This window comes from Streptomyces sp. SAS_281, assembly GCF_052542855.1.
Genome location: NZ_JBMNDO010000027.1, coordinates 1 through 18,426, shown reverse-complemented (window position 1 = coordinate 18,426; position 18,426 = coordinate 1). Strand labels below are relative to the sequence as shown.

Here is an 18,426-nt window from a genome sequence, read left to right as displayed (position 1 = left end):
CACGCCGCCGGTGACCGGTGCGGCCGGGCGCCGGGCCCATGATGGCCGGTGGCCGCCGGGCCGGGCACGGGCCGGGCCGATCGGGAGGGTGTATGACGTCGTTGGACGAGCGACCGGGTGCGGCAGCGGTGGACGACCGGGAACGGCGGGCGACCGAGCGCCGGGTGAGCGGGGGCGCGAGAGTCCTCAGGCTGCTGTCGACGACCGACCACAAGGTCATCGGCGACCTGTATCTGGTGACCTCGTTCGTGTTCTTCCTGTTCGCCGGGGCGCTGGCCATGGTGATGCGCGCCGAACTCGCCCGCCCCGGCATGCAGATCGTCTCCCCCGAGCAGTACAACCAGCTGTTCACCGTGCACGGCACGATCATGATGCTGCTGTTCGCCACCCCGACGTTCACCGGTTTCGCCAACGCGATCATGCCCCTCCAGATCGGGGCGCCGGACGTGGCGTTCCCCCGGCTGAACGCGTACACGTACTGGGTGTACCTCTTCGGCGGGCTGATGGTCGTCTCGGGGTTCCTGACGGCCAACGGGGCCGCCGCCTTCGGCTGGTTCGCCTACGCGCCGCTGAACGGGCCGGTGTTCTCGCCGGGGGCCGGCGGGGACCTGTGGGTGATGGGGCTCGTGGTCGCGGGGCTGAGCACGATCCTCGGCTCGGTCAACTTCATCACCACGATCATCTGCCTGCGCGCCCCGGGCATGACGCTGTTCCGGATGCCGATCTTCACCTGGAACGTGCTGTTCACGTCGATCCTGGCGCTGCTCGCCTTCCCCGTGCTGACGGCGGCGCTGCTGGCCCTGGAGGCGGACCGGAAGTTCGGCGCGCACGTCTTCGACGCGGCCAACGGCGGGGCGCTGCTGTGGCAGCACCTGTTCTGGTTCTTCGGCCACCCCGAGGTGTACATCGTGGCGCTGCCGTTCTTCGGGGTGGTCACGGAGATCCTGCCGGTGTTCAGCCGTAAGCCGGCCTTCGGTTACGTGGGCCTCGTCGGCGCCACGATCGCCATCACGGGGCTCTCGGCGACCGTGTGGGCGCACCACATGTTCGCGACGGGCGGGGTGCTGCTGCCGTTCTTCTCGCTGATGTCGTTCCTCATCGCGGTGCCGACGGGCGTGAAGTTCTTCAACTGGATCGGCACGATGTGGCACGGTTCGCTGTCGTTCGAGACGCCGATGCTCTGGTCGCTGGGCTTCCTGGTCACCTTCCTGCTCGGCGGGCTCACCGGGGTCCTGATCGCGTCGCCGCCGATGGACTTCCATCTGACGGACACGTACTTCATCGTGGCCCACCTGCACTACGTCCTGTTCGGGACGATCGTCTTCGCGACCTTCGCCGGGTTCTACTTCTGGTGGCCCAAGTTCACCGGCCGGATGCTCGACGAACGGCTGGGGAAGATCCACTTCTGGACGCTCTTCGTGGGCTTCCAGCTCACCTTCCTCGTCCACCACTGGCTGGGCGAGCAGGGGATGCCCCGCCGGTACGCGGACTACCTGGCCACCGACGGATTCACCACGCTCAACACCCTTTCCACCATCGGGGCGTTCCTGCTGGGCCTGTCCACGCTGCCCTTCCTGTACAACGTGTGGAAGACCCGGCGGTACGGGGAGCGGGTCACGAGCGACGACCCGTGGGGCTGGGGCCGCTCGCTGGAGTGGGCGACCGGCTGTCCGCCGCCCCGGCACAACTTCCACGCGCTGCCCCGTATCCGCTCCGAGTCCCCGGCGTTCGACCTGCACCACCCGGAGGCGGCGGCCGCCCCGGCGGGGAGGGCGGACCGGTGAGGGGCGAGGCGTGGCTCTTCAGCGGGGTGGCGCTGTTCTTCGCGGTGACCTGCGCGGTGTACGCGGTGTTCGCGCCGGACCCGGCGGGCATCGCGGCGCTCACCGTCTCCGGTCTGATGTCGGCGCTGATCGCCGCGTTCCTGTGGCGGCAGGCGCACCGGTCGGCGCCGCGTCCCGAGGACCGCAAGGACGCGCGCGTCCAGGAGGTGAGCGGCCGGCGCGGGTACTTCCCGGCGGGCAGCTACTACCCGGCGATCAGCGGGGCCGGCACCGCGCTGCTGGGCCTGGGCACCGTGCAGGGGCTGTGGCTGTTCCTGATCGGGGTCGGCGTGCTGGCTCCGGGCGTCTACGGCTTCGTCTTCCAGAACCCCGACCCGGCGCGCTGATCCTCCGCCCCGCAAGGCCCGGCCAGCAGCTCACGGGCCTCCCGCTCCTGCTCCGGCGTCAGCCCGGGGCGGACCCGGTCGCGGTAGTACCAGTGGCTGAGCCGTGACCGCAGTCGCCGGGCGAGCCGGGTGCGGGCGGGGGCCCGCCGGGGCGCGGGGATGTCCAGCGGCCCGGGCAGCTCGCGCGCCAGCAGGACGTACCGCTTCTCCGCGGGCAGCGGAACGTGCTCGGGGTGGTAGCCGCCCTCCAGCGACTGCGCGACGCCCCCGGTCTCCTCGCCGTCCTCCAGCAGCTCCCGCTCCCGCGCCTGGAGCGCCAGGCAGAGCCGTTCGGTGACGACGAGGGCGATCGGCGGCAGGACGAACAGGGCGACGCGGAACGTCCAGGTCAGGGCGTGCACCGGTACGTCGAAGACGTAGGCGATGACGTCCTGCGCGCCGGCGAGCAGCAGCACCGCGTAGGCGGTCAGGGCGCCCACGCCGAGCCCCGTGCGGACCGGCCGGTCGCGCGGGCGGTCGCAGAGGTGGCGCTCGCCGGGGCCCCCGGTGATCCATCGCTCGAAGAAGGGGTACGCGTACAGCACGAGGAAGAGCGCACCGGGCAGCAGCACGCCGGGGACCAGCGGGTTCCACATCAGTGTGTGGCCCCACAGGCGGGTCTCGACGCCGGGCATGAGCCGCAGGGCGCCTTCGAGGAAGCCGACGTACCAGTCGGGCTGGGAGCCGGTGGAGACCTGGTCGGTGCGGTAGGGGCCGTAGTCCCAGATGGGGTTGATCTGCGCGAGGGCGCCGAGCAGGGCGAGCACGCCGAAGACCATGAAGAGGAGACCGGCCGACTTGGCCGTGTACTGCGGGAAGAACGGTTTGCCGACGACGTTGCGGCCGGTGCGCCCCGGGCCCGCCCACTGGGTGTGCTTCAGGTGCACGACGAGCAGCAGATGCAGGCTGATCAGGGCGAGGAGCAGCCCGGGGACCAGCAGGATGTGGACGGGGTAGAGCCGGGAGACGATGTCCTCGCCCGGATACTCGCCGCCGAAGACGAAGAAGCTCGCATAGGTGCCGACGACCGGGATCGACAGCATGATCCCCTGCGCCGTGCGCAGCCCCGTGCCGGAGAGCAGGTCGTCGGGGAGGGAGTAGCCGGCGAAGCCCTCCAGGAGGGCGAGGAGGAACATCGTCACCCCCACCATCCAGTTGACCTCGCGCGGCCTGCGGAAGGCCCCGGTGAAGAAGACCCGCAGCATGTGCACGCCGATCGAGGCGACGAAGACGAGCGCCGCCCAGTGGTGGATCTGCCGGATCAGCAGCCCGCCGCGCACGTCGAAGCTGATGCGGAGCGTGCTGGCGTACGCCTCCGACGTGCGGAGCCCCCGGAGCGGGCCGTACGAGCCGGTGTACACCGACTCGGCCATCGACGGCTGGAAGAACAGCGTCAGGTAGACCCCCGTCAGCAGGAGCACGATGAAGCTGTAGAGGGCGAATTCGCCGAGGAGGAAGGACCAGTGGTCCGGGAACGCCTTCCGCAGCAGCGACCGGGCGGCCCCGGCGAGCGGGAGCCGGGCGTCCACGGCGTCCGCCGTCCTCGCGCCCGCGCTCCGCGCCCGGTCCTTCATCTGCCTCTTGCTCTTCGCCAGCAGCACGAGTCGCCTCTCCGTCGGCCGGTCCCGCTTGGTGCGCGCCCGACGGGAGGGGTACCCCCGGATCCCGCGTTGTCACGGGTCGGCGGCGGGGTTACGCGCAACGGCGCCGCCCCCTTGCGCCGCTCGGCCGAGGCGAGCCCCCGGCCCCTGCGCCGGCCGCCACCTCAGCCTCCGGTCAGCCGCCGCACCGCCTCCACCGTCTGCGCCGCCCCGTCCTCCGCGGCCATCCGCTTCGCACCCCGCGCGGCGGCCTCCGCGTACGTCCGCTGCCGTACGACGCGGTCGAGGGCGTCGGCGAGGCGGTCGGCGGTGAGGGCGCGGAAGGGGATCGGCTCGCAGGCGGCACCGGTCGCGGCGAGGCGGCCGGCCCAGAACGGCTGGTCGGCGGTCACCGGCACGGCCACCGCGGGGACCCCGGCCCGCAGCGCGGCGGCCGAGGTGCCGGCCCCGGCGTGGTGGACCACGGCGGCCAGGCGCGGGAACAGCAGGGCGTGCGGGACATCCCCGACGGTGAGGACGTCGTCGCCCTCGGCGGCGAGCCCGGCGCTGCCGGACTGGAGGATGCCGCGCAGCCCGGCGCGGCGCAGGGCCCGCACGGCGAGCGCGCCGAGCCGGTCCCCCTCGCCGGCCGCCATGCTGCCGAAGCCGATGAGAACGGGCGGCGGCCCGGCGCTCAGGAAGTCCGCCAGTTCCGGGGGCAGTTGCTCGTCCGGGTCGTGCTGGGGCCACCAGTTGCCGACGACGTTCAGGCCGGGGCGCCAGTCGGCGGGCCGGGGCACCAGGGCGGTGCTGAAGCCGTGGAGGACGGGCCAGTCGGCGCGCTCCCGGCGGCGGCGCATGTCGGAGGGCTTGGCCGGGGGCAGGTCGAGCCGTTCGCGGAGCGCGGTCACCGCCGGGGCGTACAGCCGGTCGGTCATGCGGAGCGCGAAGCGCCCGGCCACGCGGTTGCCGGGGCGGCCCAGGGAGCGGGTGCCCGTGACGACGGGCGGGAAGTCGCCGGTCGGCGCGGTGGGCTGGAGGTAGACGCCGATGGCCGGGGTGCCGGTGGCCTCGGTGAGGTGCCAGCCGAGGGGGGCGGTCGTGGTCGAGAGCAGCAGCAGATCCGTGCCGTCGGTCATCGCGTCGGCGAACCCCTGGCCCAGGTCCGTGATGAACGCTGAGGCGGCCCGCATGAGTTCCCGTTTGCCGCCGCTCCCGCCGCCGCCCTGCGCCGGGTTGCCCGGGAGGGCGCGGAAGTCCGGTCCGGCGGCGCGGACGAGGGGCGCGAAGGTGTCCGTGGTGGCGAGGACGACGTCGTGGCCCGCCGTGCGGAGTGCGGCGCCCAGGCCGGTGTACGGGGCGACGTCACCGCGGGATCCGGCCGCGGCGATCAGTATTCTCATCGGTTCTCCTCGAAGTCATCGGTCCGCACCGGTTCAGCGGGGCCGCCCCGGCTCATCAGCCTCCCCGCCGTCCGTGCGGCGGGCCGCGTTCGCGTGGACGGCCTTGCACAGGTAGGCGGCCAGACCGGTGCGCTGCCGGGACGGCGGTACGACCAGGGCGAAGGCGCGCGGATCGGCCGCGAAATCGTCCGCGATGCGCCGGTGCATGTCGGGCGGGCAGGCGGTGAACCAGCGGGAGATGTGCAGCCGGTGCTCCTCGGCGAGGTCCATGACCCGGTCGCCGTCGCTCGGCTCGCCGTCGTCGAAGGCCGCCAGGAGCTCGGCGCGCCAGGCCGTGGCCTCGCCCATGAGCTGCCGCCAGTCCTCCTTGGTGTGCGCGGCGGCCCGGGCCATCGACTCGCGCTGCCCCGGCGAGTCCGCCCACTTGAGCGCCGCCTCGGTGGCGTAGCTCAGGTCGGCGGTGATCTCGCCGAACACCTCGAAGCGCTCCCGGGGGGTCAGCGGGACCCCGGTCCGCTGCACTTCGATCGCCCGCTGGGCCACCTCGGAGAGCCGCCGCAGCCTGGCGATCTCCGCCTCCAGCTGCTCCTGCCGGGCCCGCAGGTGGTCCAGGGCGTCGGCCTGCGGGTTCCTGAAGATCTCGGCGATCTCGTCCAGCGGGAAGCCCAGTTCGCGGTAGAAGAGGATCTGCTGGAGCCGGACCAGGTCCTCCTCGCCGTAGAGCCGGTAGCCGGCCCGGCTGCGCGCGCTGGGCGAGAGCAGCCCCGCCTTGTCGTAATGGTGCAGCGTGCGCACCGTCACTCCGGCGAAGGCCGCCACCTGCCCGACGGAATACGTCATCCACCCGCCCTTTCCTCGCGACCGATCATCGAGCCTGACGCAAGGGGAGGGTCAAGCCGCGCCCCGATCCGGGGACACCGGCCCGGCAGCGGGGCACACCCTCGTAACGAAAGGTACATTTCGCCCTCATGGGGGTGCCGTCCCGTGCCCCCGCCCGCCCCCGGGGACCGCAGTCCCGCACCTGGAAGGGCCCCGCTCATGTCCGCAGTGACCGAGGAGCAGCCGCACACGGCGAAGCTCTCGCTGATGACGCTGTCCGCACTGGTCGTCGGCTCCATGGTCGGCGCGGGAGTGTTCTCGCTGCCCCGCCGCTTCGCCGAGGAGACCGGTGTCGCGGGGGCGCTGATCGCCTGGACCATCGCGGGCACCGGGATGCTGATGCTGGCCTTCGCCTTCCAGTCCCTCGCGGTGCGCCGCCCGGACCTGGACGCCGGGGTGTACGCGTACGCGAAGGCCGGGTTCGGTGAATACCTGGGGTTCTTCTCGGCATTCGGCTACTGGGCGAGCGCCTGCGTGGGCAACGTGACGTACTGGGTGCTGATCATGTCGACCATCGGCACGGTCTGGCCGGCGCTCGGGGACGGGGACACCGTCCTGGCCGCGGCGCTGTCCTCGGTCGGGCTGTGGGGCTTCTTCCTGCTGATCCGCCGGGGCGTCAAGGAGGCCGCGGCGATCAACCGCATCGTCACGGTCGCCAAGGTCGTCCCGATCCTGGTCTTCGTCGTGCTGGCCCTGTTCTACCTGGACACGGACGTGTTCGCGGAGAACTGGGGCGGCGCCGACTACGCCGGTCCGCTGTTCGACCAGGTGCGCGGCACGATGCTGGCGACCGTCTTCGTCTTCCTCGGCGTCGAGGGCGCGAGCGTCTACTCCCGGCACGCGAAGCGCCGCAGGGACGTCGGGCGCGCCACGGTCCTCGGCTTCCTCAGCGTCTTCGCCGTCTTCGCCTCGGTCACCATCGTCTCGTACGGCATCATGCCGATGAGCGAGATCGCCGCGCTGCGCCAGCCCTCGATGGCGGGCGTCCTGGAGCACGCCGTCGGCACCTGGGGCACGGCCTTCGTCAGCGTCGGCCTGATCGTCTCGGTCCTCGGCGCCTATCTGGCCTGGACACTGATGGCCGCCGAGGTGCTGTACGTGGCCGCGCAGGACCGCGACATGCCGCGCTTCCTGCGCCGCGCCACCGCCGACGACGTGCCGGTCCCGGCCCTGGTCATGACGACCGTGCTGGTCCAGGTGGTGCTGGTCGTCACGCTGCTCTCCGACGACGCGTTCAACTTCGCGCTGGACATGACGAGTGCGCTGACGCTCATCCCGTTCCTGCTCGCCGCCGCGTTCGCGCTGAAGATCTCGCTCACCCGGGATCCCCTGGCCCAGGGGCGGACGACCGGGCGCGACCTCGTCGTCGCCGTGCTCGCCACCGTCTACACGGCGTTCCTGCTGTACGCGGCCGGGCTCCGGTTCGTCCTGCTCTCGTTCATCGTCTACGCCCCTGCCACCATCCTCTTCGTGATGTCCCGCCGCGAGCAGGGCCGGCGCCCCTTCTCCCCCCGCGAGCTGCTGATCTGCGTCGTATCGGTGGCCGGTGCGGTCATGGGCGTGATCGCCCTGGCGGCCGGCTGGATCAGCCTCTGAGCCGTACCGCACCCCGACCCGTATGCGAAGGACCGCACATGACCGGTGACAGCACTTCCCGCACCCCGCTCGGAGTCCACTCCGAGGTCGGCCGGCTCCGCAAGGTCCTGGTGTGCGCGCCGGGCCTCGCCCATCGCAGGCTCACCCCGACCAACGCGGCCGATCTGCTCTTCGACGACGTGATGTGGGTGGAGAACGCCCAGCGGGACCACGCCGGTTTCGTGGACGCGCTCACCGGGCGCGGGGTCGAGGTCGTCGAACTCCACGACCTCCTGGCACAGACGATGGCCGTGCCGGGCGCGCGGGACTGGCTGCTCGACCGCAAGATCACCGCGAACGAGGCGGGCCTGGGGCTGATCGACTCCACCCGGGCGTTCCTGGAGACCCTGGAGCCGCGCGCGCTCGCCGAGTTCCTGATCGGCGGCCTGGCCACCACGGACCTGCCCGACGAGTACCGCCCGCCGTACGTCGCCCTGGCCCGCGAGTCGGCAGGGGTTCGCGAGTACGTGATGCCGCCGCTGCCCAACACGCTGTACACCCGCGACACCACGTGCTGGCTGTACGGCGGAGTGACGCTCAACCCGCTCTACTGGCCCGCCCGGCACGACGAGACCCTGCTGATGAAGGCCGTCCACCGCTTCCACCCCGACTTCACGGACGCCACGGTGTGGTGGGGCGACCCGGAACGGGACTGGGGCCAGGCCACCTTCGAGGGCGGCGACATCATGCCCGTCGGCAACGGCGTCGTCCTCATGGGCATGAGCGAGCGCACCTCGCGCCAGGCCATCACGCAGGTGGCCGCCGCTCTCTTCGAGCAGGGCGCGGCGGAACACGTGGTCGTCGCGGGCATGCCGAAGCTGCGGGCGGCGATGCATCTGGACACCGTGTTCACCTTCGCGGACCGGGACGTCGTGACGCTCTACCCGCGCATCGTGGACGCCGTCCACAGCTTCTCGCTGCGCCCGGGCGGCGGCCCGGTGCCCGTCGACATCACCGACGAGGGGTCCCGGCCGTTCACCGACGTGGTCGCCGGCGCGCTCGGACTGCCGGGACTCCGGGTCATCGAGACGGGCGGCGATGTGTACGCCTCCGAGCGCCAGCAGTGGGACAGCGGGAACAACGCGGTCGCGGTCGAGCCGGGCGTCGTGTTCACGTACGACCGGAACACCCAGACCAACGCGTTGCTGCGGCAGGCCGGCATCGAGGTGCTGGAGATCGTCGGCGCGGAGCTCGGCCGGGGACGGGGCGGCGGGCACTGCATGACGTGCCCGCTGATCCGTGAACCGGTGAGCTTCTGAGACCACGGAGACGGCCCGGCGGAGGTATGGGCTCCCCCGCCGGGCCGGACGTCCGGTCAGGCGCAGGCGCCGAGGTCCTCCCAGACGCCCCACTCACCGGTGGTGCCGGGCTTGTCGCCCTGCACCCACCACTTCGCGCGCCAGGTGTGCCCGTCGTACGAGACGGTGTCGCCCCCGGAGTAGACGGCCTCGGTGCTCCACAGCGGCACGGAGCAGGCACCCGGCTCGCCGGTCCCGCCGTCGCCGCCGCCCGGGTTGCCGCCGTCGCCGCCGCCCGGGTTGCCGCCGTTGTCGCCGCCACCGGTGCCGGTGCCGCCGATGTTGACGTCGACGCACGCGTAGAAGGCGTTGGCCGTGTCGGCGACGTTCCAGACGGCGAGCACCTTCTGGCGGCCGGTGAAGCTGCCGAAGTCCACCTCCTGGCTCACGTCGGCGGGCGGCTGCGCGTGGTTGCCGGCGAACTCGGCGATCTTCTGGTCACCGATGAAGTACTGCCAGTTCTCGGTGGCGTGACGGGCTGTGTGGTGCCAGGTGAAGGTGAACTTCTGGCCGACCGGGGTGACCTGCCAGCCCTTGTTGTCGTCGTCCAGCTCGGCGAACGCCGCGTTGCCCCCGCTACAGCTCTTGAGCCCCTTCGGACCCTCGACGCTCTGCGGCTCGTACGTGATCTGGCCGCAGCCGACGACACCGGACGCGCACTGGGCCTGCCGGCTGGTCGGCGCGGCGACCCAGCCGTGGGCGCCGGCGGTACCCGCCTGGACGCCGAGGGCGAGCACGGGGGCGACCAGCGCTCCGATGGAAACGGCCATCCGTCGCTTGGCGTTCATGCCACATCACTTCCTCTGCTCGTACGGAGGCCGGGCGTTCACCTGCGGCACACGAGGACCTCTGGTCCGGGCCTGGCCGATGCAGGTCTAGACCTTAATGGCGAACGGGGTCCGGTCAAGGGGGTGAAGCAGGCCGGTTCGCGCCTCCACTTTTCGGCGTCGAGTGGTTCGCCACGGAAGCGCTCGCGGCGCCACTTTTAAGTGATCCTTAAGCCGCTGGTCATCGGTGCCGACCGGTCGCCGCGCGGCGCGACGACGCTCTCCGGACACCTCACACACCATCAAATTGGTCTAGTCCTAATCTCGTTGGAATCGTTGACGCGCAGGTCACGAGCCGGTTATCACTGCTCCAGCCCATCCACAGCACCACCCGCTCCCCCGCTGGAGGCCGCACGTGCACCCCCGTAAGACATTGATCGCCGCGCTCCTGAGCACGGCCCTCGCCACCGGCGGCCTCGCCGCGACCGTAGGCATCGGCTCCGCGCAGGCGGCCGACGCTCCGGCTTCCGCTTCGCCGGGCGGCGTGCGCATCGCGTACTACGACCAGTGGAGCGTCTACGGCAACGCCTTCTACCCGAAGCAGCTCGACACCCGGGGCATCGCGGGCAAGCTGGACGTCATCAACTACTCGTTCGGCAACATCCACCCGACCGACCTCACATGCTTCGAGGCCAACAAGGCGGCGGGCGACGACAACAACCCCAACGCGGGCGACGGTGCCGGCGACTCGTACGCCGACTACCAGAAGTCCTTCGGCGCGGCGGACAGCGTCGACGGTGTGGCCGACAAGTGGGACCAGCCGATCGTGGGCGTCTTCAACCAGTTCAAGGAGCTGAAGGCGAAGTACCCCCACCTGAAGATCAACATCTCGCTGGGCGGCTGGACGTACTCCAAGTACTTCAGCGACGCGGCGAAGACGGACGCGAGCCGCAAGAAGCTGGTCTCGTCCTGCATCGACCAGTACATCAAGGGCAACCTGCCCGTCGAGGGCGGCTTCGGCGGCCCCGGCTCGGCGGCCGGGATCTTCGACGGCATCGACATCGACTGGGAGTACCCCGCCTCGGCGGGCGGCCACCTGGGCAACCACTACGCCCCCGAGGACAAGCAGAACTTCACGCTGCTGCTCGCCGAGTTCCGCAAGCAGCTCGACGCGTACGGCGCAGCCAACGGCGGCAAGAAGTACCTGCTCACCGCAGCCTTCGGGGCCGGCCAGGACAAGATCGCGAACATCGAGACCGACAAGATCGGCCAGTACCTCGACTACGCGAACCTGATGACGTACGACATGCACGGCGCCTGGGACGGCGACGGGCCGACCTACCACCAGTCACCGCTGTACTCGGGCGGCAACGACCCGTCCGACCCGGTCGCGCCCGGCACCGAGAAGTACTCGATCGACAACGCGGTCGACTCCTGGCTCGACGGCAAGCCGGCCTACGGCATCGCCGGCGGGTTCCCGGCGAACAAGCTGACCCTGGGCTACGAGCTCTACTACCGCGGCTGGAAGGGCGTCCCGGAGGGGACCACCCACGGCCTGGCCCAGTCCGCGACCGGTGGATCCTCCCCCCGCCCGCTGAGCCAGCAGGCCGGCATCGCGCACTACAAGGAGCTCGGCGGCATCGTCGACAACCCGGCGACGACGTACTGGGACGACGAGGCCAAGGCGTCCTACTTCTACAAGGACGGCGAGTTCTTCACGGGCCTGGACCAGAAGTCCATCCAGGCCAGGGCCGACTACGCCAAGCAGCGCGGTCTGGCCGGCGCGATGATGTACTCCCTCCTCGGCCTGGACGAGAAGGCGACCCTGCTGAACCAGATCAACACCGCGATCGGCGGCACCACCACCGGGCCCACCACCCCGCCGACCACCGACCCGACCACCCCGCCCACCACCGGCCCCACGGACCCGCCCGCCGGCGGCTGCGGCTCGGCCCCGGCGTACGTGGCCGGAACGGTCTACAACACGGGCAACGTGGTCTCGTACAACGGCCACACGTACAAGGCCCAGTGGTGGACCCAGAACGAGACCCCCGGCAGCACCGGCGACTGGGGCGTCTGGAAGGACCAGGGCGCCTGCTGAACAGCCCCGCCCGACGCGAGCCCCCCGCCGGTCACCGGCGGGGGGCTTCCGCGTGGTGCGCGGCGCCCGTCGTCCGGATCGGGCCCGATCAGGCCGGAACAGCGGATCGGACTGGATCGGACCGAATCAGGCCGGATCAGACCGGATCGAGGAAGCGGTCCCGCAGGAAGTCCAGCAGCTCCCGGTTGAAGCGTTCCGGCTGCTCGGCGCCCGGAAGATGCCCCGCGCCCTCGATGACGCGCAGCACGGAGTGCGGGGCGAGGCGGGCGATGGCCTCGGCGTCGGCGACCGGCGTGTAGACGTCGTCCGCCCCGACGACGACCAGCACCGGGCAGCGCGCGGCGGCCAGCGTGTCGCGGTAGTCGGCGCGCTCGGCACGGCCCCGCAGGGCCGCCGCCGCCCCGCGCGGGTCGGTGGCGCGCATCATGGCCAGGACGCGTGCGGCGACCTCCGGCAGCGCGGTGACGTTGTAGGAGGCCAGCATCTTGTCGATGACCTCGTCCGCGTAACCGGCCATGCCGTCGGCGAGCAGCCGGTCGGCCAGGCGGTTCCTGAAGGCCCTGCCGTCGGGCGTCTCGGCGGGAGCCGAGGTGTCCGACAGGACCAGCCCCCGCACGCGGGAGGCGTGGCGGCGCTGCGTCTCCATGGCGATCTGGCCGCCCATGGACACGCCGCCGATCACAGCCCGTCCGATGCCGAGGTGATCCAGGAGGCCGACGAGGTCGTCCGCGAAGTCGGACAGGTACACGCGTCCGGCCGTGACTTCGCTGTCGCCGTATCCCCGCAGGTCCGGCGTGATGACGCGGTGGCCGGCCGCGACGAGGGCCGCGCTCTGCGGGGCCCACAGGGTGCGGTTGAAGGGATGGCCGTGGACCAGCAGGACCGGCAGCCCGTCCGAAGGCCCGAGATCGTCGTAGTGGAGGGTGGTTCCGTTCACCGTCGTGTGACTCATATGCCTTACCTGGGCGAGTAGTTGCTCACTGGATGGGGAAGTCCGCTCCGTGCCGGCCCTGGGGCCGGGGACCGTGGATACGCCGGGCGGCCTCGGAGATGGCGAGGTCGTTGATGCTTGCCTCGCGGCGCCGCATGAGGCCGTGCTCGTCGAACTCCCAGAGTTCGTTGCCGTAGCTGCGCCACCACTGGCCGCTCGCGTCGTGCCACTCGTACTGGAAGCGGACGGCGATCCGGTCGTCGCCGAACGCCCAGAGGCTCTTGCGCAGCGCGTACTCCCGCTCGCGCTGCCATTTGCGCGCCAGGAAGGCGACGATCTCCTCGCGTCCCCGGACGAACGCGTCCCGGTTCCGCCAGACGGAGTCCGTGGTGTAGGCCCGCGCGACCCGGTGCGGGTCTCGGGAGTTCCAGGCGTCCTCGGCGGCCTGGACCTTCCGCAGGGCGGTCTCGCGGGTGAACGGTGTCCCGGACCGGCGGTCCTCGGCTGGCATGGTGCCTCCCACGACGACAGGCCGGAGAACGTCCGTTCTCCAGCGCTAGGATGACCACGGTAGAGAACGATCGTTTTCAACGTCAAGGAGGTCCGCATGCCGGCGCCGATCCCAGCGGAGCAGCGGGAGCGGGACCGCGACGCGCTGCTCGACGCGGCGGAGGCGCTCTTCTACGAGCGGGGCATTCAGGCGGTCGGCATGGACGAGGTGCGGGCGGCCTCGGGGCTGTCGCTGAAGCGGATCTACGGGTCGTACGCCACGAAGGAGGACCTGGTGGTGGCAGTGCTCCGGCGGCGCGACCGACAGTGGCGGGGAGACCTGGCGGCGTACGTGGAACAGGTCCCGGCCGCCGGCGAACGGGTGCTCGCGGTCTTCGACTGGCTGGCCCGGTGGTTTTCCCGGCCGGGCTTCCGCGGCTGCGCCTGGATCAACGCGCACGGCGAGCTCGGCGCGGCCTCACCGGCAGTGCTCGCCGAAGTCCGGGAGCACAAGAGGGCCTTCAGGGCCCAGATCGCCGCCTGGGTCGACGCCACAGGCGCACCCGTGGCCGACCCCGTCTTCCTGCTGGCCGAGGGCGCGATCGTGACGGCGGGCATCACCGGCGACCCGGCCCCGGCCGGGCATGCCCGGTCGGCCGCCGCGGCGCTGCTCGGGACGGGCTGAGCCGGGAAGGGCCGTGAGTGGCGGCAGACGAGTCGGGCTGTACGCCGGGTTCTGTCGCCCGGTCGCCTCGCGGCGGCCGGGGAGACGGCCATCCATCTAGGACCGGCATTGCTGCCGGCCTCGTGCGGTCTACCCGCGAACTCGGGCGGGCAGCCCTCAAGCGTTCGCGCAGGGCCGTCTTGCGGCGGCCCCTCTTGACCTTGCTCCGGGTGGGGTTTACCTAGCCGCCTGGGTCGCCCCAGGCGCTGGTGGTCTCTTACACCACCGTTTCACCCTTACCCGGGACCGGAGTCCCGGGCGGTCTGTTCTCTGTGGCACTGTCCCGCGGGTCACCCCGGGTGGCCGTTAGCCATCACCCTGCCCTGTGGAGCCCGGACGTTCCTCGGGAGGATCCGATGATCCCCACGCGGCCGTCCGCCCGGCTCGTCTGCCGTGGGGCCCATGCTACCCGCCTCTGGCGTCACGGCGTCACGGCGTCATGACGTCACAACCGGCCCGGCGCCAGCGCCGTGATGCCCGCCGTCCAGGCCGTGGTGACGGCCTCCTGGGTGGGGAAGCGGCCGTTCAGTTCCATCAGGACCATGCCGTGGGCGAAGGCCCAGGCCGCGCGGGCCAGGGGTTCGTCCGGGGCCAGGGCACGGAAGAGCGGGGCGGCGGCCCGGTCCTCCAGGTGGTGGGGATGCGGGCGGGACGTGGTGAGGCGGTAGAGGTGGGGGTGGGCCAGGGCGTGGGCGCGGTAGGCGGTGGCCAGGGCCGGGAAGGAGCCAGGGGCGGCCGTCTCCGCCGCTTCCAGGGCCTCGGCGGTCTCCGTGAGCATCGCGTCGGCCAGCGCGCCGACCACCGATGACTTGTCCGGGAAGTGCTTGTAGAGGTACGGGGCCGTGATGCCCAGCAGGCCCGCGAGCCGGCGCATGGTCAGCGCCTCCGGGCCCTCCTGCTCCAGGAGTGTGCGGGCGGCGGCCAGGATCTGGTGCTGGCGGGCACGGTCGGTCACGCCGGTCCTTCCGTCGTACGGGCGCGGGGCGCGGGGGCCGAACTCGCGATCGTACGAGACGCCGTCAGGCCGGGACGAACAGGGCCTTCGCCGTGCCCGGGGCCGCCTGGGCGAGGCGGACCCGCAGGCGCTCGCCCAGGGGGAGGGGCGCGGTGCCCTCGACGCGGGCGACGATCGCCGGGGCGTCGATGTGGACGGTCCCGGTGGCCGGTTCGTTCTCCTTCACGTCCACCACGTATCCGTCGAAGACCTCGCCCACCTTGTCCTTGAGCAGCGCCGCCTCGACCAGGTCCACGGACTCCCGCTCCACCGTGTTGGCGCGCCGCGTGCCCTCCGCCATCTCCTCGGGCAGCGCGGGCAGGGCGGCGAGCACCCAGTCGGGCGGGTCCCGGTCCGCGCAGGCCGCGACGCACAGCTCGGAGGCGTAGCGGTCCACGAGGCGGCGCAGGGGCGCCGTGCAGTGCGTGTAGAGGTCCGCCACCGCCGCGTGCACGGCCGGGTCCGGCAGGTCGCCGCCGTCGAAGACCGTGTAGCCCGCGCCGCGCAGCAGCGTCGTGCACTCCTGGAGGAACGCCGCGTGGTCGGTGCGGGCCGGGTCGAGCGAGCGGACAACCCGGGCGTACGGGACGTGGTGCGGCCAGTCGATGTGCAGGGCCTCGGCGCTGCGGCGCAGCCGTGCCACCGCGCCGTCGGGCGCGACCGGCAGGGTGCGCAGGATGCCGGTGCCGCTCTCCGCCATCAGGCGGGCCGCCGCCATGCCGGTGAGCAGCGAGACCTGGGCGTTCCAGCCGTCGGCGGGGAGCGGGGCGCGGTACTCCAGGCCGTACGTCCCGTCGTGCTCGGTGATCTCCTGCTCGGGCACGCCCAGCGAGATGCCGCCGCGTGCCACCTCCTGCTCCTCGCGGAGGGTGCCGATGTCCCGGAGCAGCGCGAGGGGTTCCTCGGCGGTGCCCGCGTCGATCCGCCGCTGCACGCCCGCGTAGTCCAGCTTGGCGCGGCTGCGTACGAGGGCTCTGCGCACCCGGGTCGCGACCGCCGCGCCCTCCGGGTCAGGTCGATCTCCCACAGGACCGCGGGGCGGACCCGGCCGGGCAGCAGGCTGGCGGCGTCCTCGGACAGGACCTCCGGGTGGAGCGGCACCCGGCCGTCCGGGAAGTAGAGGGTCGTCACCCGGCGGTGCGCCTCGGCGTCGAGCGCCCCGCCGGGGCGTACGAAGGCGGCCACGTCCGCGATGGCGTAGTGCACCCGGTAGCCGTGGGCGCGGCGTTCCAGGTGCATCGCCTGGTCGAGGTCCATGGACGCGGGCGGGTCGATGGTGAGGAAGGGGATGTCCGTCGCGTCCGCGTGCCCGGCGAGCTCCGGGGTCCGCGCCGCGTCCGCAGCCTCGGCGAGCACGTCGGGCGGGAAGTCGTCGGGGAGCGAAAGCTCGGAGCGAAGGCCGCGCAGGGCCGCCCGCAGCGGGGTCTCGGCTGCGCCGGTCATGTGCAGATGGCGGCGGGGCATGGTCCCGAGCGTAGGGCGGGGCGCGGATCACGGCATTCCGAACGGAGGGCTCCGCCCGTACGGTGTGCCCCTTCCGCCCCCGTACGCTGACCTGGGGCGTCCGTGCGGTCCGCACACCGCCGGCGCCTCTTCCCCGTACGTACGAAGGAGAACCGCCGTGCTCGTGCTGTTGCCGCCCTCCGAAGGAAAGGCCGCCTCGGGGCGCGGGGCACCCCTGAAGCCCGAGTCCCTGTCGCTGCCCGGTCTCGCGGGGGCGCGGGCCGAGGTGCTGGACGCGCTCGTGGAGCTGTGCGCGGCCGACGAGGAGAAGGCGCGGGAGGTGCTGGGGCTCAGCGAGGGGCTGCGGGGCGAGGTCGCGAAGAACGCGGAGCTGCGGACGGCGGGGACGCGTCCGGCCGGGGAGCTGTACACGGGTGTCCTGTACGACGCCCTCGGCCTGGACTCGCTCGACCCGGCGGCCCGCCGCCTCGCCGGAAAGTCGCTGCTGGTGTTCTCGGGGCTGTGGGGCGCGGTGCGGGTGGGTGACCGGATTCCGCCGTACCGCTGCTCGATGGGCGTGAAGCTGCCGGGGCCCGGCGCTCTCGGGGCGTTCTGGCGGACGCCGATGGCGGAGGTGATGCCGGAGGCGGCGGGTGACGGGCTCGTGCTGGACCTGCGCTCGTCCGCGTACACGGCGGCGTGGCGGCCGAAGGGGGCGGTCGCCGAGCGCACGGCGAGCGTGCGGGTGCTGCACGCGCAGCTGGTGGACGGGGTGGAGAAGCGGTCCGTGGTCAGCCACTTCAACAAGGCCACCAAGGGCCGCATGGTGCGCGACCTGCTGCTCGCGGGCGCCCGGCCGGCCGGCCCGGCGGAGCTGGTGACCGCCCTGCGGGACCTCGGGTACACCGTCGAGGCCGAGGCACCCGCCCGGCCGGGGCGGCCGTGGCAGCTCGACGTGGTGGTCACGGAGATCCACTAGTCGTACGTTGCACCCTATGCAACGCTCGTTGCGTCCTGTGGCGCGCGCGGGCAGGATGGGCGCATGACCTCCTCCGTGCTGGACCTCGCCCCCGTCGTGCCCGTCGTCGTCCTGGAGGACGCGGCCGACGCGGTGCCGCTCGCCCGGGCCCTCGTCGCGGGCGGGCTTCCGGCGATCGAGGTGACCCTGCGCACTGCCGCCGCCCTGGACGCGATCCGGGCGATCGCGGCGGAGGTCCCGGACGCGGTCGTCGGGGCGGGCACGGTGATCTCGGCGCGCAACGTGGCGGACACCGCGGCGGCGGGGGCCCGGTTCCTGGTCAGTCCCGGCTGGACCGACGCGCTGCTGGACGCGATGAAGGGGTCGGGGCTGCCGTTCCTGCCGGGCGTCTCGACCACCTCCGAGGTGGTCGCGCTGCTGGAGCGCGGGGTGACCGGGATGAAGTTCTTCCCGGCCGAGGCGGCGGGCGGAACGGCGTACCTGAAGTCCCTCTCCGCCCCGCTCCCCCAGGCCCGGTTCTGCCCGACGGGCGGGATCTCGGCCGCCTCCGCGCCCTCGTACCTGGCGCTGCCCAACGTCGGCTGCGTGGGCGGGAGCTGGATGGTTCCCGGGGACGCGGTCGCGGCCCGGGACTGGGCGCGCGTGGAGCGGCTGGCCGCCGAGGCGGCTGCGCTGAGGGGATGAGCGGGGCGGCGGGGAAACCCGTCGCACATCACCGCGCATGCTCCCCGGTATTCGGGGCACGACCCTTGTAGGGGACGTAGCCCGCATGCCGGGTGACCCGGGTTCCGGCCGGTAATCCCCCGACCCGCCGGAACCGCATCGGCCCCACCGGCCTTCCCCCCGCCGGTGGGGCCGAGTGCTGTCCCGGGCCGGGTTACCGCAGGTGGGACGTGTCGTTCAGCAGGCGTACGGAGGCGTTGCCGTCGGCGTAGTACGCGACGGCCGAGACGGACGCCGCCGAGAGCTCCATCCGGAACAGGGCCCCCGGAAG

Annotated in this window: 15 protein-coding genes, 1 other RNA gene and 1 pseudogene; 8 read left to right on the top strand and 9 right to left on the bottom strand. The window is 72.4% G+C overall.

Annotated features, from left to right (window positions below; all coding sequences use genetic code 11):
* The first annotated feature begins 92 nt into the window (after positions 1–92).
* Together ctaD and ctaF are read left to right on the top strand one after the other, a co-directional pair.
* Positions 93–1,784: an aa3-type cytochrome oxidase subunit I gene (ctaD, locus tag ACN6LM_RS12890; RefSeq protein WP_445065477.1), complete on the top strand. Its 1,692-nt coding sequence runs from the start codon at positions 93–95 to the stop codon at positions 1,782–1,784.
* Complete coding sequence (ctaF, locus tag ACN6LM_RS12885; protein ID WP_445065476.1) at positions 1,781–2,170, top strand: aa3-type cytochrome oxidase subunit IV; 390 nt, start codon at positions 1,781–1,783, stop codon at positions 2,168–2,170. Before ctaD ends, ctaF begins: the two co-directional genes overlap by 4 nt.
* Here the strand turns inward: ctaF and qcrB are convergent.
* From qcrB to ACN6LM_RS12870, 3 genes are all read right to left on the bottom strand, one after another.
* Positions 2,131–3,810 (bottom strand): cytochrome bc1 complex cytochrome b subunit, encoded by a 1,680-nt coding sequence (qcrB, locus tag ACN6LM_RS12880; protein ID WP_445065475.1) that lies wholly within the window; start codon positions 3,808–3,810, stop codon positions 2,131–2,133. The genes ctaF and qcrB overlap by 40 nt on opposite strands.
* 164 nt (positions 3,811–3,974) lie before the next feature.
* Positions 3,975–5,192, bottom strand: coding sequence for a glycosyltransferase (locus ACN6LM_RS12875; protein WP_445065474.1), 1,218 nt, complete (start codon positions 5,190–5,192; stop codon positions 3,975–3,977).
* A gap of 33 nt (positions 5,193–5,225) precedes the next feature.
* Positions 5,226–6,032, bottom strand: coding sequence for a MerR family transcriptional regulator (locus tag ACN6LM_RS12870; protein ID WP_445065473.1), 807 nt, complete (start codon positions 6,030–6,032; stop codon positions 5,226–5,228).
* A 198-nt stretch (positions 6,033–6,230) separates the two neighbouring features.
* Between ACN6LM_RS12870 and ACN6LM_RS12865 the strand changes: the two genes are divergently transcribed.
* Positions 6,231–7,667, top strand: coding sequence for a basic amino acid/polyamine antiporter (locus ACN6LM_RS12865; protein WP_445065472.1), 1,437 nt, complete (start codon positions 6,231–6,233; stop codon positions 7,665–7,667).
* 38 nt (positions 7,668–7,705) lie between these two features.
* Complete coding sequence (locus ACN6LM_RS12860) at positions 7,706–8,965, top strand: arginine deiminase (protein ID WP_445065471.1); 1,260 nt, start codon at positions 7,706–7,708, stop codon at positions 8,963–8,965.
* A gap of 56 nt (positions 8,966–9,021) precedes the next feature.
* On the opposite strand, the gene ACN6LM_RS12855 is transcribed toward ACN6LM_RS12860, so the two are convergent.
* A complete protein-coding gene (locus ACN6LM_RS12855) occupies positions 9,022–9,792 on the bottom strand; it encodes a lytic polysaccharide monooxygenase (RefSeq protein ID WP_445065470.1) in 771 nt (256 codons plus the stop codon).
* A gap of 394 nt (positions 9,793–10,186) precedes the next feature.
* Between ACN6LM_RS12855 and ACN6LM_RS12850 the strand changes: the two genes are divergently transcribed.
* Entirely contained in the window at positions 10,187–11,872 is a 1,686-nt protein-coding gene (locus ACN6LM_RS12850) for a glycosyl hydrolase family 18 protein (protein ID WP_445065469.1), read from the top strand.
* Positions 11,873–12,008: 136 nt separating this feature from the next.
* On the opposite strand, the gene ACN6LM_RS12845 is transcribed toward ACN6LM_RS12850, so the two are convergent.
* Entirely contained in the window at positions 12,009–12,824 is an 816-nt protein-coding gene (locus ACN6LM_RS12845; protein ID WP_445065468.1) for an alpha/beta fold hydrolase, read from the bottom strand.
* A 25-nt stretch (positions 12,825–12,849) separates the two neighbouring features.
* Positions 12,850–13,314: a nuclear transport factor 2 family protein gene (locus ACN6LM_RS12840; protein WP_445065467.1), complete on the bottom strand. Its 465-nt coding sequence runs from the start codon at positions 13,312–13,314 to the stop codon at positions 12,850–12,852.
* 96 nt (positions 13,315–13,410) lie between these two features.
* Between ACN6LM_RS12840 and ACN6LM_RS12835 the strand changes: the two genes are divergently transcribed.
* A complete protein-coding gene (locus tag ACN6LM_RS12835) occupies positions 13,411–13,977 on the top strand; it encodes a TetR/AcrR family transcriptional regulator (RefSeq protein WP_445065466.1) in 567 nt (188 codons plus the stop codon).
* Positions 13,978–14,001: 24 nt separating this feature from the next.
* Here ACN6LM_RS12835 and rnpB read toward each other — a convergent pair.
* The 3 genes and pseudogenes from rnpB to ACN6LM_RS12820 all read right to left on the bottom strand — a co-directional run bounded on the left by rnpB (position 14,002) and on the right by ACN6LM_RS12820 (position 16,453).
* Positions 14,002–14,403: RNase P RNA component class A (gene rnpB / locus ACN6LM_RS12830), an RNA gene on the bottom strand.
* Positions 14,404–14,461: 58 nt separating this feature from the next.
* Entirely contained in the window at positions 14,462–14,971 is a 510-nt protein-coding gene (locus ACN6LM_RS12825) for a TetR/AcrR family transcriptional regulator (protein WP_445065465.1), read from the bottom strand.
* Positions 14,972–15,035: 64 nt separating this feature from the next.
* Positions 15,036–16,453: pseudogene (locus ACN6LM_RS12820) on the bottom strand (RNB domain-containing ribonuclease).
* 178 nt (positions 16,454–16,631) lie between these two features.
* Between ACN6LM_RS12820 and yaaA the strand changes: the two are divergent.
* Positions 16,632–17,432: a peroxide stress protein YaaA gene (yaaA, locus tag ACN6LM_RS12815; RefSeq protein WP_445065464.1), complete on the top strand. Its 801-nt coding sequence runs from the start codon at positions 16,632–16,634 to the stop codon at positions 17,430–17,432.
* A 63-nt stretch (positions 17,433–17,495) separates the two neighbouring features.
* A complete protein-coding gene (eda, locus tag ACN6LM_RS12810) occupies positions 17,496–18,116 on the top strand; it encodes a bifunctional 4-hydroxy-2-oxoglutarate aldolase/2-dehydro-3-deoxy-phosphogluconate aldolase (protein ID WP_445065463.1) in 621 nt (206 codons plus the stop codon).
* Positions 18,117–18,426: the final 310 nt, after the last annotated feature.

Excerpts from the sequence above, each read along its gene's own strand:
- ctaD (WP_445065477.1), top strand. The coding sequence starts at position 93 with ATGACGTCGTTGGACGAGCGACCGGGTGCGGCAGCGGTGGACGACCGG.
- ACN6LM_RS12875 (WP_445065474.1), bottom strand. The coding sequence starts at position 5,192 with ATGAGAATACTGATCGCCGCGGCCGGATCCCGCGGTGACGTCGCCCCG.
- ACN6LM_RS12870 (WP_445065473.1), bottom strand. The coding sequence starts at position 6,032 with ATGACGTATTCCGTCGGGCAGGTGGCGGCCTTCGCCGGAGTGACGGTG.
- ACN6LM_RS12865 (WP_445065472.1), top strand. The coding sequence starts at position 6,231 with ATGTCCGCAGTGACCGAGGAGCAGCCGCACACGGCGAAGCTCTCGCTG.
- ACN6LM_RS12860 (WP_445065471.1), top strand. The coding sequence starts at position 7,706 with ATGACCGGTGACAGCACTTCCCGCACCCCGCTCGGAGTCCACTCCGAG.
- ACN6LM_RS12855 (WP_445065470.1), bottom strand. The coding sequence starts at position 9,792 with ATGAACGCCAAGCGACGGATGGCCGTTTCCATCGGAGCGCTGGTCGCC.
- ACN6LM_RS12845 (WP_445065468.1), bottom strand. The coding sequence starts at position 12,824 with ATGAGTCACACGACGGTGAACGGAACCACCCTCCACTACGACGATCTC.
- ACN6LM_RS12840 (WP_445065467.1), bottom strand. The coding sequence starts at position 13,314 with ATGCCAGCCGAGGACCGCCGGTCCGGGACACCGTTCACCCGCGAGACC.
- ACN6LM_RS12835 (WP_445065466.1), top strand. The coding sequence starts at position 13,411 with ATGCCGGCGCCGATCCCAGCGGAGCAGCGGGAGCGGGACCGCGACGCG.
- eda (WP_445065463.1), top strand. The coding sequence starts at position 17,496 with ATGACCTCCTCCGTGCTGGACCTCGCCCCCGTCGTGCCCGTCGTCGTC.